The organism is Halopseudomonas formosensis (assembly GCF_900115905.1).
Taxonomy (GTDB): Bacteria; Pseudomonadota; Gammaproteobacteria; order Pseudomonadales; family Pseudomonadaceae; genus Halopseudomonas; species Halopseudomonas formosensis.
The window spans coordinates 143,895-158,183 of record NZ_FOYD01000001.1 but is presented as its reverse complement, the minus strand read 5'-3'; the positions used below and the strand labels follow the sequence as shown (position 1 = coordinate 158,183).

Annotated in this window: 13 protein-coding genes; 2 read left to right on the top strand and 11 right to left on the bottom strand. The window is 55.1% G+C overall.

Features of this window, described 5'->3' with window-relative positions:
• Nucleotides 1–2: 2 nt before the first annotated feature.
• Nucleotides 3–1,475 carry an alpha/beta hydrolase family protein gene (locus BM046_RS00790; RefSeq protein ID WP_090536028.1) on the bottom strand — a complete coding sequence of 491 codons (1,473 nt, stop codon included), beginning with the start codon at nucleotides 1,473–1,475 and terminating at the stop codon, nucleotides 3–5.
• 235 nt (nucleotides 1,476–1,710) lie between these two features.
• Between BM046_RS00790 and BM046_RS00785 the strand changes: the two genes are divergently transcribed.
• Nucleotides 1,711–2,253, top strand: a complete 543-nt coding sequence (locus BM046_RS00785) for a glutathione peroxidase (protein ID WP_090536026.1) — start codon at nucleotides 1,711–1,713, stop codon at nucleotides 2,251–2,253.
• A gap of 77 nt (nucleotides 2,254–2,330) precedes the next feature.
• Here the strand turns inward: BM046_RS00785 and BM046_RS00780 are convergent, their stop codons facing one another.
• The 9 genes from BM046_RS00780 to BM046_RS00735 all read right to left on the bottom strand — a co-directional run bounded on the left by BM046_RS00780 (nucleotide 2,331) and on the right by BM046_RS00735 (nucleotide 12,324).
• The gene (locus tag BM046_RS00780; RefSeq protein ID WP_090536024.1) at nucleotides 2,331–2,750 is read right to left on the bottom strand and encodes an MAPEG family protein; all 420 of its coding nucleotides are present in this window, start codon (nucleotides 2,748–2,750) and stop codon (nucleotides 2,331–2,333) included.
• 139 nt (nucleotides 2,751–2,889) lie between these two features.
• Entirely contained in the window at nucleotides 2,890–3,723 is an 834-nt protein-coding gene (locus tag BM046_RS00775; RefSeq protein WP_090536022.1) for a PhzF family phenazine biosynthesis protein, read from the bottom strand.
• 122 nt (nucleotides 3,724–3,845) lie between these two features.
• Complete coding sequence (locus BM046_RS16575) at nucleotides 3,846–4,037, bottom strand: hypothetical protein (RefSeq protein WP_143084123.1); 192 nt, start codon at nucleotides 4,035–4,037, stop codon at nucleotides 3,846–3,848.
• 99 nt (nucleotides 4,038–4,136) lie between these two features.
• Complete coding sequence (locus BM046_RS00765; RefSeq protein WP_090536018.1) at nucleotides 4,137–4,496, bottom strand: hypothetical protein; 360 nt, start codon at nucleotides 4,494–4,496, stop codon at nucleotides 4,137–4,139.
• Between the two features lie 706 nt (nucleotides 4,497–5,202).
• Entirely contained in the window at nucleotides 5,203–8,553 is a 3,351-nt protein-coding gene (locus BM046_RS00760; RefSeq protein ID WP_143084122.1) for a hypothetical protein, read from the bottom strand.
• A gap of 195 nt (nucleotides 8,554–8,748) precedes the next feature.
• Nucleotides 8,749–9,843 (bottom strand): LPO_1073/Vpar_1526 family protein, encoded by a 1,095-nt coding sequence (locus tag BM046_RS16075; RefSeq protein ID WP_143084121.1) that lies wholly within the window; start codon nucleotides 9,841–9,843, stop codon nucleotides 8,749–8,751.
• Between the two features lie 217 nt (nucleotides 9,844–10,060).
• Complete coding sequence (locus tag BM046_RS00750) at nucleotides 10,061–10,756, bottom strand: aspartate/glutamate racemase family protein (protein WP_044497810.1); 696 nt, start codon at nucleotides 10,754–10,756, stop codon at nucleotides 10,061–10,063.
• A gap of 128 nt (nucleotides 10,757–10,884) precedes the next feature.
• Entirely contained in the window at nucleotides 10,885–11,556 is a 672-nt protein-coding gene (locus tag BM046_RS16070) for a hypothetical protein (RefSeq protein ID WP_143084120.1), read from the bottom strand.
• Nucleotides 11,557–11,664: 108 nt separating this feature from the next.
• A complete protein-coding gene (locus BM046_RS00735) occupies nucleotides 11,665–12,324 on the bottom strand; it encodes a DUF4145 domain-containing protein (protein ID WP_090536008.1) in 660 nt (219 codons plus the stop codon).
• Between the two features lie 224 nt (nucleotides 12,325–12,548).
• Between BM046_RS00735 and BM046_RS00730 the strand changes: the two genes are divergently transcribed.
• Complete coding sequence (locus BM046_RS00730) at nucleotides 12,549–13,514, top strand: integron integrase (RefSeq protein WP_090536006.1); 966 nt, start codon at nucleotides 12,549–12,551, stop codon at nucleotides 13,512–13,514.
• Between the two features lie 164 nt (nucleotides 13,515–13,678).
• Here the strand turns inward: BM046_RS00730 and BM046_RS00725 are convergent, their stop codons facing one another.
• A complete protein-coding gene (locus BM046_RS00725) occupies nucleotides 13,679–14,029 on the bottom strand; it encodes a hypothetical protein (RefSeq protein WP_090536004.1) in 351 nt (116 codons plus the stop codon).
• Nucleotides 14,030–14,289 lie beyond the last annotated feature (260 nt).

Here is a 14,289-nt window from a genome sequence, read left to right as displayed (position 1 = left end):
GATCAGACCTCAGGACAAGCCGGCATGAAGGCGCGGACGCCCTCCTGCGGGAAGCCGTCCTGGGTGAAGGTGCAACCGAAAGCGGGATCGGCCATCAGCTCGGCATCCAGCAGATCATCGCCCGCCGGCTTCACGCCGTCCTGTTCCCAGGTCAGCATGGCATCCAGGGTCGAGTTGAACTCGGCAATGGAGAAGTCACAGTGACCGGGAGCGCGTACCGCCCGTTGCACCAGGTTGTCGCCCCAGCCGTTCTCTTCCATCCGCTGACGATAGATCTGCTGCATCTTGATCGGTACGAACAGGTCGCCGAGGGTATGCACGGTGACCACCGGAATGTCGGCATACAGATCCCCGTTGACCTTGGGAATCAGCCGCAGACCGTCATCACGAAGAGCGTTGGCGTCCGCGGCCGGCACGGCCTGGACAATGGTGTTGTTGAAACCCTGTTCAGCAGAGGACAGGGGCTCGCCGGGCAGGGTCTGGAAGCGGTAGGTGATACCCGTGGTATCGATCACCGGCTCGTTCAGAATGCCCTTGATGGTGCCATTGTCGCCGGCCAGGCTCTGGAGCAGCCCCTGGAAGCCACCGAAGGACAGCGGGTAGATCGGCCGCGGGCCACCGGACAGGTTCTGCAGCGTGGCATAGAAGGGAGCGCCAGCAGCAGTCAGGCCGTTCGCGTTGGGGTTGGCATCGTAATCGACCCACAGCGCCTCGCGGGCCGCCTCCAGCTTGCCGGGCACTTCATCCGCCGGGATCGGGAATGCATCGGCGCCCACACCGGCGAACTCGAACAGTGCCAGGCTGTAGGCACCGAAGTAGTTGAACAGTTCGGTATCACCCATCACGCCGCACATGGGAGCTGCGCCAGCATAGGGCACAAAGTGGTTGGCGGTCTGCTGGGTCTCCCGCTCGATGGCGGCGCCGGCAATGTGGCCACCCATGGAGACACCGGTGATGTAGATCTTGTCGGGCTCGGGCAGAGAACGGCCGTTTTGCTCGGCAATGTCATTGAACGCCAGGGCAAGGGCGTTGGTATCCTCGACGCCGGTGCGTACATCGTAGAAGTTGGAGCTGTAGGATGAGGCGGCCCATGCATAGCCGTTATCCAGCAGATACTGGCGCATCGGCGGATTGTCCACGGTCAGATCTGGGACCTCACCGCGATAGCCATGGGCGTACATGACCAGCATGCCGTTCCAGTTCTCGGGGACCTCGACGCGGTAACCGGCCCCATTCAGCACGCCGTGCCAGCGGCTGGAACCGGCATAGGCATCACCCAGGGCATCAAATGGCAGCCGGCTCTCGTCTATTACAAAGAACCCATCCTGAATGCGCTTCTGCTGCTCGGTCAAAGGCTCGGATGGCGCAGGAGCGGGCTTGCTGCTGCCTCCGCCTCCTCCACCGCTCAGACAACCACTGAGAATGAGGGCACTGATAACCGTACCGAGGGAAACCGCTCTCTTCACTCCGGACATTATTATTCTCCTGACGCCATATTATTTTTGTCATGCGCAACAGGAAGATAGTAGGTACGGCGAGCGCCCGATGCCAAGGTGATAGCGCCACCCATTCGGGTGATATCAGCCGCTGTGATGTGTAAACATGACACCGACCGTGCGCACCGTTTTCCTCGCTCATTGTTCCTGCTGTTGCTGAGCCGCCTGCATCTGCTAACGTGCCAGCTCCACCCCACCACCTTAAGGGCATACCGTGAGCAAGCTACAAGAGATCCCGCTGACGCGCATTGATGGCACCCCGGACAGTCTGGCCAACCACAGGGGCAAGGTGCTCCTGATCGTCAACGTCGCCTCCAAATGCGGGCTGACACCCCAGTACACCGGACTGGAAGCCCTGTACGAAAGCAAGCGGGATCAGGGCCTGGAAGTGCTGGGCTTTCCCGCCAACAACTTCAAGGGTCAGGAGCCGGGCAGTGACGAGGAGATCCAGAGTTTCTGCTCCACCGAGTACAACGTGCAGTTTCCGCTGTACTCGAAGATCTCGGTCCTGGGTGACGACCAGCATCCACTGTATGCAGAACTGACCGCCGCCCAGCCGCAGGCCATCGGCGAAGGCCCCTTCCGCGAGCGCCTCAAGGGCTTCGGTATCCAGCCCGCTGACCCGAAGGAGGTGCTGTGGAATTTCGAGAAGTTTCTGGTCAACCGCCAGGGAGAGGTCGTCGCCCGGTTCTCTCCGGATGTAACCGCCGACGATCCCCGCCTGCTGGAAGCCATCGAGGCCGAACTGGCCCGCTGACCCCAGTCGATAAGAAGCCCCCGCCAGCCAACGCTGACGGGGGCTTCTTACTGCCTGCTGCGAGAAGGGAACAGGCCTCAGCGTATCGCCAGCTCCCAGCCCAGCACACCGAGCATCACCAGCAGGATCAGGTAGCCCACCAGAAACAGACGCAGCCGTGTCGGCACATGGTTGGAGTGCGTATGGACCCAGGCGTGGAAATACCGGCTGAGCACGAACAGGCTCGCCAGAAACAGCGCCACGGCGGACACCGCATTGAGCCCCAGAAATGCCAGACACAGGGCATAGAACAGCACCGGCGCCTCGAACTGGTTGGCGATGTTGTTGGATACCTTGACGGTATCCTCCGGCCACAACCTGTTGTCCAGCGCCACCTGCTGCCGGTCAACCGCCTTGTCCCTGATCGCCTTGGCCTTGCGCGCGGCCAGCACCAGATACATCAGCAGCGTCAGCAGGATCTGGGCGAAAACCGGCCAGAGAATCAAATGTGCATCCATGTCCACTCCTTGTTGTTGTCATCTTGATGGCCTGATCCACAGCAGATCGACACTCTCCCACGGCTCGCCAATACGGAAAGTGTTTCTTTGTACCTCAGGCACGGGCTTTCAGCCACGGTAAAGATCACTACCGGCGTATTCAGAGCTGGATCATCCCGTCGATCACATCCACCACCTCGCCACCAACCCAGATGCCCTCCCCGTCCTGATGCAGATGGATGCGCCCGGCGCGTTGCATGGCTGTCCCCTGGGAGGCGACATAGGGCGACTCGACCAGCCCCGCGCCTATCATCCACTGTGCCAGGCTGGCATTCAGGCTCCCGGTCACCGGGTCCTCGGCGCCCTCACTGCCCATGAACGCCCGCACCTCCACAGCCGTATCACTGCCCTCGGGACTGGCACCGACCACGCCGACAAAATAGGGAACCAGCGCCGGCCAGTCGGGCTTCAGCGCCAGTACACGCTCAGCGGACGGCAGCATCAGCGCACACCAGCCCGGGCCATTGTCCACCCACTGGTGATGCAGTACCTCCTCCGGCGCTATGCCCAGGGCAGCGGTGATCCGGTCCAGATCGTCCGGCTCCAGCGGCCCCGTGCGACGCAGCGGTGGCGCAGCAAACTCGTATCGCTGACCGGCCTGGCGGATGGTGACCAGCCCCACGGCGCACTGCTGCACCACGCGGCCAGCCTGCCGCGGCCGCCCGCCGGCACGCAACCAGGCATGGCATGAGCCCAGAGTAGGATGCCCGGCGAACGGCAGCTCCCCACCGGGGGTGAAGATGCGCACCCAATAGTCTGCCCCCGGCTCCGTCGGCCTGAGCAGGAACACCGTCTCCGATAGATTGGTCCAGCGCGCCAGGGCCGCCATCTGCTCATCCGTCAGGCCATCGGCCTCATGCACCACCGCCAGCGGATTACCGCCAAGCGGATCAGCGGAAAATACGTTTACCTGGGAGAAAGCATGGCGGGACATGGGGACGCTCCTGCACGGGAGTTGAAAGGTCTTCGGACGAGCACAGCTGAGGATTATCGACCGCCCGACTCCCTGTCGCCAGTTACAAAAGCCCGCTGGCAATCAGGCACTATGGCAGGGGCTCACAGCGGACAGACAACCAAAGCCAACCGCTCGCCCGGTGCGCAGGCGCGCCCTTTTCCCTGGCCAGCCAGCCGCTCCACAGTGGCCTGCTTGTACTTACGGGAACCCGACTGCTTACTGATCAGGCCAAACTCCCCCATCAAAGGACGTACTTTGAAACGGCCAATATTGACGCCTTGGTCGTTCAACATACCCATAACGGGTGATATCAAAGGCTGCGCATATCATGCCAACAGGGGCTTGCTCTCTCAATTGGTCGACCAGCGTGTACAAACGATTCTAGCCAGTTGTCAGCTGGCGGTCTTGCTGTGATGGTAGTAAAGATAGGCTAGACCAATAGGAGCAATGAATATTGCAAAACCCCAGCAAAGCAACATTGTGAATATTTTAATGACAATCATGAATATGGCATTCACAAAGAATACGTTATCCCCGATGATAAAGCGGACAACACTCTCATAGACGAATCGCGAATAAGGGTAAAGGAGTGTGTTGACTGCAAGTAGCGCGACCATGCTGAATTTAATAGGTTTTCCACCGTTGATAGCCATATAAATTACCAAGGCGGCAAACAGGGAACCAAAGAATAATTGGCGGATATAATATTGAGCGGAAAGACCGCCAAAAGTTTTTTTGATTATCTCTTGCATAATTTCTCCTTGATGGGAATTTTCAGCACTTCCCGAGGCTGAGGTTTCGTATAGCTAACGCCAATAATAATCGGCGCCCGACCAAGGCGTCCAATAGCGGAAAACCAGTGCCTGTACATGCGTTTGTTAAGCCATTTGCAGGGGCCACAGCTTTCGCCTATCTGTTTGAATTTGTTGATGGATAGTGCACCACGCTCATTCCGCGCCTTCGAGCCCGGATGTACCAGGGCAGCCTCGACGCCTGGGCGATTCGCCTCCCACATTTCGACTAGCTCGTAGTCCTTGTCGAAGACGACATAAGCAAAATTGAAAGTATTGAGAAGACCACGCCAAACAGCATACCGAAAAGACCGCCTGCCAATGAACCCGCAAAAATAGCTATCCAGCTATTCTGTGTTTGGGGGAATCCATTTTTCCAGCAGACAAACCCGAAAACGAATATAGCAACAACTAAAATAGTTACATACGTTGATCTTAACCTTGGAATTACAGCCAAATTAAACCTAATAAGATCTATTTTACCGATATTGGTAGTTACTCTCATATTTCTCCTTGCGCATAACGCTCCGGTTCAGCGGCGGGCCGCGTAACGGACCGTCCGCTGCAACCGGTTGTTATGGGGCATTTAGACTGAAACAGCGGCCGGTTATCCACTTTTCTCCTGCATACAGAGGCGTTGTCAGGATCAGCGACTGAAAGCAAACGATCAACGCATGCGTCCGTTTTTTCGAGCGCGCCGTGAAGCAATGGCCTTGATCACAGGGGCGTCCACCACGTCGTCCGGGATGAAGGGATCTTCGTCGTCGTCCAGAGCGACGATGTCGTGATCGTTCTCGCCGATCTGCCAGGCTGGACGGATGTGCAGGTGGCGTTTAAGGAGCGCGAGCTTGAATTCGACCTCTGGCGCCCTTTGACTGCCGCTAGGCAGTTGCGCGGGCATCAGAAAGAAGGCATCGAAGGTGCTGAACGCCTTTAAGAAATACGTCAGGTTATTCGGCGTTGCTGGCGTCATCCGATTGATGCGCGATACCATGTTGAATGTATCCCCGTTTCTCATGTCCGCTGTGACCTGATCAATATTGGGCCCAACGATCACACCGTAGTGGTGGGGGTTGCTCTTGGAAATGCCCGTGACGATCGTGATGCGCAAAGCATCTTCGACGTCCTCTCGGCCCCATCGAGCATGCCAGTCAGTAAAGATCTTCTTGCCCGCTTCGAGGTTCTTGAACATCAGCGCCATGAACGGTGGCTGCCGGCCATCCCACCCGTAGCACGTCCCACCCCAACCGGCTTTATCCCAGGCAGGGATGTCAATGGGAGAGAACACCTTGCGCTGCGTGTGCTTGCGCTGGGAAGTGTCCATCAATTCCTCTGGCGGAGGACCGCTTCCCAACTTAATCGGCTCCTTGGAAACATCAGGCTTGGACACGGAGCGGTTCGGGCGCCAATGCTGGTCGCGCAGGCAGTCGTAGTGCTTGTCGTTTTCGTCTACCCAATCGGACAGCCGGACCTTGGCGTCGCCGCCAAACAGGTTGCGTCCGATGGCGACAACGTTGCCTAGCATCGCAGCCCGTGCCAGCCCTCGTTCCTCTTCGGCGATTTTTTTCATCCAAGCTTCGGTGTCACGGATGATGAACCGATGCGCCACAACGGTCAGCGTGGTTTCGCACAAAAAATCGGAGAATTTTGTCAGCGCTTCCTTGTTTTGGAAGTCGACGCTCTCGCCTGTGACTATTTCTGCATGGACACCTGCGACGTTGTCCAACCACACGAAAGAGGGCCCAATGGCGTGCTCTTTCACTTTGCGCACGCGGATTACCGTCTTTTCGGCGTGAGGGAAAACATCATTTTCGTCACTGGTGGCCATGAACGCTTCCATGGCACCAAGTAAGGATTCGGCCACGCTGATCGAGACAGCATCGTTTGGGCAGTCGACAACGAATTCGGCTCCCAGGATGATCGAGCGGACCATCGCATGCGCCCCCTCGCTTAGCGAGGGCTCGCTCGGAAGGTCTTCACTGGCGGGCTGATCCTGCCAACGCTCAAAGAAATCGAGCATGTCCTTTGGATTCTTGGGCGCGTCCGCGAAGCACTCCTCGTTGACGCGTTTTTCATGCCCCAGCGCGTACAGGACGGCGAGTCGCGGCATTTCGAGACCGAGCCGCGCAAGGGCATCCGGCAGTGGCTCGAGCGCCGAGATCCGTGAGAAGGGGACATTCAGGAAATGGATGCCGAGCACGGCCTGCAGCAGCATCGTCTCTTGCTCCGATTGGGACTCCCCACGCCCGGTCGACGTCAGTAGCCCCTCACAGAACCGGGTCCAGACGATCGCTTGAAGTATCTGCGGGATCCGCCCCAATTGCATTTCGATCCAGGTCAGGCGCCGAAAGCAATGATGCGCGATGCGGGGCATTTCCCCTTCGATCTGGAATATGCGGAAGGCGCACTCGATCGCCACGATGAGCTTATTGCGCGCGGCCCATAGTAAGCCAGCGCTCTCGTACGCGTAGCTGCTGTCCAGCAGCGTGAGAACCAGCTGGCGTCGAAATTCTTCCTTGACGAACAGTTCTTCGGCGCGCCCCAGCCACCGAATGGCTTCATAGGGCTTTTCATTCCTTAACTTCTGCCGCCCACGCGACCTGAAGGATTCGCCAGCCTCACCGTCGCTCACGCGCTGTCGTTCCACATCCACGACGAGTTCATACAGGCTGTCGAACTCCGGGGTGTCGAAGAGCTCACTCATCTCGTGAACCATCCGGGAGAGCGAGTCAAAAGGGAACTGGCCTAGGTACTTAGAAGCCTCGGCGATCTCCTTCAAATCAGCCCAGACCGCCAAAAGAAGCTGGGGGTTCTCTGCGAACATCGCGTCGGTCAGGTTGACGAACGTCCTCAGCATGCGCGCGAATAATGCGTTGTTCGGCCGCGCCTCATCGGCTTCCAACGTCTGCAGGTGGGCGACTAGCGCCTGCCGTCGTTCCGTGGCGCGACTTCGATCCGCTGGCACCAGGTTTCGGCGCTCAAGGGTGATCAGCAACTGGTTCAGGGTAAGCAGCCGCTCCTGGTCATCGGCGTCAGCGGAGCCGGTCGCATGGCGCTCGACTTCGTCGTAGTGGGTCAGGAATTCGTTGAAGTCCTCGAACCACCAGTGGGCCGTCCAGGCGCGCTGATAGGCAACTCGCAACAGTTGACTTGGAATCCCCAGCTCACGCGCAATGCGGTCGGCCATCGCGAGACGACCTTCGATCTCGACGCGCGGCCTGTCCAGCGCGCGCGCGAGATTGGCTGCGCGGACGCAGTCTTCAACGAGTTGGTAACGTGCCCCCTCGTAACGGCCCGGGTCGGAGATCTGCGCATCAAGTTCCTTCAGTTCCGCGCTGCGTCTGGTGTCTTCGGGCCCGAGCCGCAGGCTGCCCTGATCGGATGCGCCTTCAATTTGAAGCGCCGATATGGCGAGCCCCAGATGACCGTGCCTGTAGACGCGGTCGGCGAGCCAGTTCCTGTCCACGATGTGAATCGGAATGCCGGCGGTCTTAGTCAGCGCATCTTCAGTGCTGGCCCGTACTTTGTCGCTTACCAATTGATTGGTGAAGAAGTAGATCCGCTTGTAGTCGCGATTCGTTGAAAGCACGCTTTCCACGTCAGCCTGAAGCTTGGGCTTCCACTTCTTCTTGGCACTGAATGCGAACGCCCAGCGCTCCGATCCGCCCGCCGACTCCCCGACCCACCAGCGTTCCGAGATTTCTTTCGCGACCGGATAGTTCTCTGAGTCGACCTTGCTGTCGCCGCCGCCGGTAGGGCCGGTCTGGATTCGTAAATTTGGGCAGATTTCCTTTTCAGCAATCAGCCGGCAAAAATGCTCGAACTGATACTCCTCCTTGCGCGCGGTCAGAGTTTCAAGATGGTGCTCGAAAACCGGGCGCGCCAATACCGGACGCGATTCGACGACCGAGTCTGAAAACAGGTCCGGATGCCGGGCCCGCATAAGTTCGCGAGGGCTGGGCGTTTGTTCCACGGGCTTGGAAGCGACCTTACCCGCACTAACTTTTTGAGAGTTCATGTCGACGTCCTATCGCACTTATCGAAGCTGTCCGCATTTTGATGATTCGCAGGTCTTCCGTTAGGCAGTTCAACCGGCGGCAATGACAAAGCAGCTTTGGTGCTTCATGCAGCGATGCCTCTCCGTGTCGCATAACGCCGTGCTCTGCGGCAAATTTGGAGCGACGCGGAAAATTTGTCCGGCAGCAGCACCTTGTTAAATCCAGATTGACAAATCAGCATCAAATCCAACTTTCTTTCGAGAGTGGGCATGAGCAATTGCTATACCGACGCTAGTCAGCTCAAGATTCTTAAAGCTTGAATTTTTAACATCGGCCATAAATTTTTCAAATTTTGGGCATTTTGACTGTAAGTATTCAGTCGCTTCCTGTTGGCTCATCATATTTTTATTGTTTAATTGAATAAGCTTATTCATGGCTTCTTCAGGGATGCTATTCTTGGCGCATATGTTTTTGATTACTTCATCATCCATGCCCCCAGCTTGAAAAAGGTTTACGTTATGCAAATTAGGAATAACCACAGATCTAATACTGGGACATTCCTTAACAAGCTCTCCGAGCGCTTCGCGATCGAAGCCTTTGCAGAATATGGCTTTGTACTGCTTCATCAGGGTTTTTAGGATATCTCGTGACCCCGCCCTTATTGATGCGCAGCCAACATATTCCATGTGTTTATAATTCGAGTCTTTTTCTCCAACCGCATCCGCGAATACGAGTACCGCATTATTTAGATAATCCTCAAACGTTTTAGAATTTACGATATCCAATCTTTTTGTGTATGCAATATTGAAACAACAGGCCAAGATATCTAGTTGAATTGAATTTAACTTTGGCGCAATAGTAAGTGATTCATTCAACACTATCTGAAGGAGGCTCCTTTGCTCTTCCTTAGATCGATCCACCAGAATGTCTACCAATATGTCGCCAAGTTCTTTATCTCCGCAGCGAGCATATTCTTTTTGTGTCTGAAATAAAGAGTGCTGAAAATCTGGATCTTCAGACGCTTTTAGACCTTCAGGATTTTTTTCAGCTAATTCCTGCAGAAACTGGTCGGTTATTTGTCTGGCTCTTTCATCCGCTGTTTCCTTTGCAACTCCTGCCAGCTTGTAAAAGTTTCCTTCAAAGACCTCTAATGCAATTTCTTTGACATGGGCAATTGATAATCCTGTATTAACCGTCACTTGCTCAGCTTGAACATTTACTGAGTGATCCCCGCCCTTCTGTGTTTTCCTACTTCCGATCATCACTGCTTTCCTTGCTGTTAACTTTAAAATCTCCGCCGACTTGGACATTTGTAGAGTTTTTCCCACCGTCTTGCCTCATTGACGAACCACCTGTGTTTCGAAAAATAAGCCACGACAATAAGGTCACTCCTATCCCACTAAAAATCCACTCTTTATTCTCTAAGATGTACTCGATCATGAGGTCTCCGATGGGATTTAACGCCCGGCTCACGCGCCGGTTTGGAGCTGCGAAGCAGCGGAAAACCGGTCGCTGTGCAGCCGATTGTTAAATCCTGCCCAAGGCATGCTGAACTGCCTGCTCTGCATGTATTTCTGTAGTATCGTACAGTTTGATATCTGTATCCGAGCACTGGATCAAAAGACCTATCTCCGTGCACCCCAAAATTACGCCTTGTGCGCCGCGTTCTGCCAATGATGCTACGACACCCAAATACTCAGTTTTTGAATCGGGCTTGATCACTCCTTGGCACAGTTCATTGTAAATCACGGAATGAATACTCTCTCGTTCGGTCTCATTCGGCACAACGACTCGGATACCATGGTCTTGGAGACGACCAAGGTAAAACTCCTGCTCCATAGTAAATCGTGTCCCAAGCAGCCCCACACAGGTTACGCCATCCTTTTTGAGGACGTTAGCCGTAGCATCTGCGATGTGAAGAAGAGGGATACTTACTGCGCGTTCAATTTGGGAAGCGACTTTATGCATCGTGTTGGTACAAAGAACCAGAAATTCTGCACCTGCCGACTCAACTGATTGGCCGACTGCCCCCAATATTTCACCTGTTGCACGCCAATCCCCTTGATGCTGCAACGTCTCAATTTCGGCAAAATCTACACTATACAGAACGAGCTTTGCTGAATGGAGCCCGCCGAGTTCTTCTCTTACTCTCTGGTTGATCAGTCGGTAATAAGTCTGAGTTGATTCCCAGCTCATTCCACCAATGAGACCTATTGTTTTCACAAGGAACCTCCATGTTGCTACTTTGATTTAACGCTCGCGATCAGCGGCAAAGGCAATCTGGCGCGGCTTTTGCGCCAGCAAAAGGCGTGACAGCTTGACTTTGTCCGTCTGCATCGCGTTGTTAGAGCTCATTCCGCTGGATCGGATATGAACTTCAAGAATGCGTCACCCAGGCCGGTAGTTCGTTTCTGCGCGAGACCGCTACCGGACATAGTAGTATGAAGCCCGTCAGTGTTCACCAAACCCCGAGAATAGAGGTCGCGCCAGAATTGATCATAGAGATCTCGACGTCCTCTCAGTTCGGGCATATTGTGTTCCAGCACGTTGCTAAGACCGCCCATACTCATAGTCTGCGGCGGCTTCGGAGCCTGGAACAGGCGAAGAATCCGGATATGCAGATCTGATAAAGAATCGATGAAGTCCAAGAACATGTGCTCTACTGCTTCGTCTGGCGTCTGACCTCGAGCAGCGTTTACGATTACGTTTCGGAGTGCCGCTCGCTTCTCCTCCTGATGTGTCCTCAAGGCGAGTTGAGAGGCATGCATGACCGTGGAGATAAACCGTTCGTTCTCTCGGAGCGAATCCAGATCAAGCCCGCGATCCTCAAGTTCCTTCAGTTTCTCACCCACAGCGTTCATCCATGCTATCCGACGCCTTTCCAGAGGTGGCTGTACGAGATGCTGGAACAACTCGGCAGCGGCTCCTCCGATAACCGGGATGGAGGAGAGGCCAGCTTTCGCCATCACATGAGCGACGTCGCCTTTTGATGCAGTCGGCGTTGTCAGGTCGTCATCCGCCACAGACGTCTCCAAATGAGCTCTAACGCCTGCATAAACGGCGGCCTGACAAGGCCGTCCGGTGGAGGCCCTTCAGGGTCGGAACGAATTTGATGCACTTGTTAGGCTTGCTTACGCTAATGTTGATGCCACAAACCTCTCGATTTCATTAATCATGGAGTTCACATCGCCTTTGCTGAACTCCTCTGTTTTTCCGTGTGCTGCGCTATTGCGGACACCGGCTAAAGCGGTAATCCGCTTTTGGGTGAGGCTGTTGTATACGCCTTGCTTTGTGAGGTCTGCGTTCATCTTGTCGAGCTTGCCTAAGGGTATCCCATTATCCCTGCACATGTTTCTGAGCGTTGTTTCTAGAACCACCCCGGCAATAACGGCAGCTGCTGCCGCATAGCCTGAACTTAGAAGCTCCTTCGCTTGGTCTAGCTCATTATCAAATACTTCCGCCTGAACCAAATTTCTCACTGAATTAAGATAGCCTCCTTCGAAGTCCTCTTTGGCGGCCATGAATACAGCTTTCATTTGCTGCAGTATGGTGTAATTGCTAGAAAAGGAGGTTGCTTTGCCTGACTCTATAAAGGCAGTGAAGTGTTGGGAGTCTTCTCCGCATAGATTTGATAGGAGATTTTTGACTTTGACCTGCCAGTTAAGAATCAGGTTATCGTCGACATGGTCGTAGCTTCCGGAATACTCGCTATGCCTGCGTTGTTTTGTTGCCTCAATTGATATGACTTGCGACTCCAGCTCCGAGAATCTCTTTTCAAAAAGCTTCGTCATTCTTCAATTTCCTTTTGCGAGCCTAACAGTGATTAGACCGCATGCGGCACTAATGCATAAGAATGACTGCGGTATAACTCCGGATAGCCGGGATTACCTACCATATTAAATTCCTTAAAAATCAGCAACTTACCCATAACCACTTCTATTCCTTTTGTACTCGCTTGACTTCGTCATTCTGCACATCTATTACTACTGTATAAAAATACAGCAAAGGACGACACATGGACAGCCTAGCTCCTAAGCTTCGCCTGAGGGAGCAGTTTCGCTCGGTGATGCGCTTGAATCACTACAGCATCCGCACGGAGAAAAGCTATTGGTATTGGATCCGCTATTTCATCCGCTTCCACGGCATGCGCCACCCTCTTGAGCTGGGAACGTCCGATGTGAATGCGTTCCTCAGCTGGCTCGCCACTGACCGTCAAGTTGCGGCTGCGACCCAGAATCTCGCACTGAATGCCATTGTATTTCTGTATGCCCGCGTCCTTGAGCAGCCTCTAGGCGCGATCGGTGATGTAGTCAGGGTCAAGCGACCACCGAGGTTGCCGACGGTACTCACCCACCAGGAGGCCATGTCTATCATTGAGCACCTGGGCCAACCGTACCGCTTACTGGCTTCTCTTATGTACGGTGCGGGGCTGCGGGTGGTCGAGTCGTCCCGTCTGCGTGTCAAGGATATAGACTTCCGAAATCAGACGATCATAGTCAGAGACGGCAAAGGTTGTAAGGATAGAACCACTTTACTGCCAGCCCCTCTGATAATCCCTATTAAGCATCGTATAGCGCAGATTGAAGCTGCATGGCGCTCTCAGGAGGAAATGTACAAGGTTCCTGTGTCTCTCCCTTTCGCGTTGCGACGTAAATATCCACGCGCTTCTGTTTCGCTGGCTTGGCAGTGGCTTTTCCCTTCAAGCGGGATCTGTCTTGACGAAGATGGTCGGAGCGTTCGCCATCATGTGCATGTCAGCACCATTCAGCGGGCCGTCAAACAGGCAGTGCGCGGTACGGGCATCGAAAAGCCTGTCGGATGCCATACGTTCCGGCACACCTTTGCCACCGAGTTGCTACGCCGAGGTAGTGATATTCGTACGGTACAAACCTTGTTGGGCCATGCGGATGTCCGTACTACGCAGATTTACACTCATGTGCTTGGTCAGGGCTTTGCTGGTGTGCAGAGCCCACTGGGTTGACCATTTCAGGTCTTCAGGCACGCTACCGCCCTACCTCGCGCATTCAGGCATATGCGGTAATTATTCTGGAGGGAATTGAAGGCTGTCCGGTGCCTTGGAGGAGAGTGTCTGCATTCCCTGCGTGGCTTTAACCATAATGCCGGCATCTGGCCATTTCAATGGCATCAGGGGCAGTTGGTGATTTCGTAGCCTGTGCCTTGCTCGTGGTTGATCAGGTTGTTGGCTTCTTCGTAACCGAGGTCTTTGGCTTTTTGTATGTCGCTGGCGTTTATTTCGTGCAGGTGGATGCCGAGGGTTGGGGCGCCGCAGACGGTCATTACGGCCATGCCGGTGTGGGTGGCGCAGTTTGAGGTGAGGACTTCAATGCCAGCGCTGGTGAGTTGGGTGGTGCTGTTGGCGAGGGTGGAGGTGGCGGGTTCGCATTGTTTGTTGCCGTCGGGTTTGTAGATGTGGGTGGTTTGGGTGGTGCAGGCGGTGGTTAGGAGGATGATGGCGGTTAGGGTTGTTGTTTTCATGGGGTGGTTTTTGGTTGTGGGTGTTGGGGAATTGTAGTTGTTCTGGGAGTTGGGTGTGTGAGGAGGCTTTCCCCCCTCTCCCCAGCCCCGCTCCGCGCCCCGGCCCTTCGCAGAGCTCAGGGCGCTCAAGCGGCGAAGCAGTGCTTCGCTTATTCCGCTTTCGCCCCGCAAGGGGAGAGGGTGCAGAAATGTGCATGCTGGCAAAGTGCGCATACAAAAATCCCGGCGCTTGGCCGGGATTTTTGTTGGGTGGATGGGCG

Excerpts from the sequence above, each read along its gene's own strand:
- BM046_RS00780 (WP_090536024.1), bottom strand. The coding sequence starts at position 2,750 with ATGGATGCACATTTGATTCTCTGGCCGGTTTTCGCCCAGATCCTGCTG.
- BM046_RS00735 (WP_090536008.1), bottom strand. The coding sequence starts at position 12,324 with ATGACGAAGCTTTTTGAAAAGAGATTCTCGGAGCTGGAGTCGCAAGTC.
- BM046_RS00760 (WP_143084122.1), bottom strand. The coding sequence starts at position 8,553 with ATGAACTCTCAAAAAGTTAGTGCGGGTAAGGTCGCTTCCAAGCCCGTG.
- BM046_RS00765 (WP_090536018.1), bottom strand. The coding sequence starts at position 4,496 with ATGCAAGAGATAATCAAAAAAACTTTTGGCGGTCTTTCCGCTCAATAT.
- BM046_RS16575 (WP_143084123.1), bottom strand. The coding sequence starts at position 4,037 with ATGTTGAACGACCAAGGCGTCAATATTGGCCGTTTCAAAGTACGTCCT.
- BM046_RS00730 (WP_090536006.1), top strand. The coding sequence starts at position 12,549 with ATGGACAGCCTAGCTCCTAAGCTTCGCCTGAGGGAGCAGTTTCGCTCG.
- BM046_RS00725 (WP_090536004.1), bottom strand. The coding sequence starts at position 14,029 with ATGAAAACAACAACCCTAACCGCCATCATCCTCCTAACCACCGCCTGC.
- BM046_RS00790 (WP_090536028.1), bottom strand. The coding sequence starts at position 1,475 with ATGTCCGGAGTGAAGAGAGCGGTTTCCCTCGGTACGGTTATCAGTGCC.
- BM046_RS16075 (WP_143084121.1), bottom strand. The coding sequence starts at position 9,843 with ATGTCCAAGTCGGCGGAGATTTTAAAGTTAACAGCAAGGAAAGCAGTG.
- BM046_RS00775 (WP_090536022.1), bottom strand. The coding sequence starts at position 3,723 with ATGTCCCGCCATGCTTTCTCCCAGGTAAACGTATTTTCCGCTGATCCG.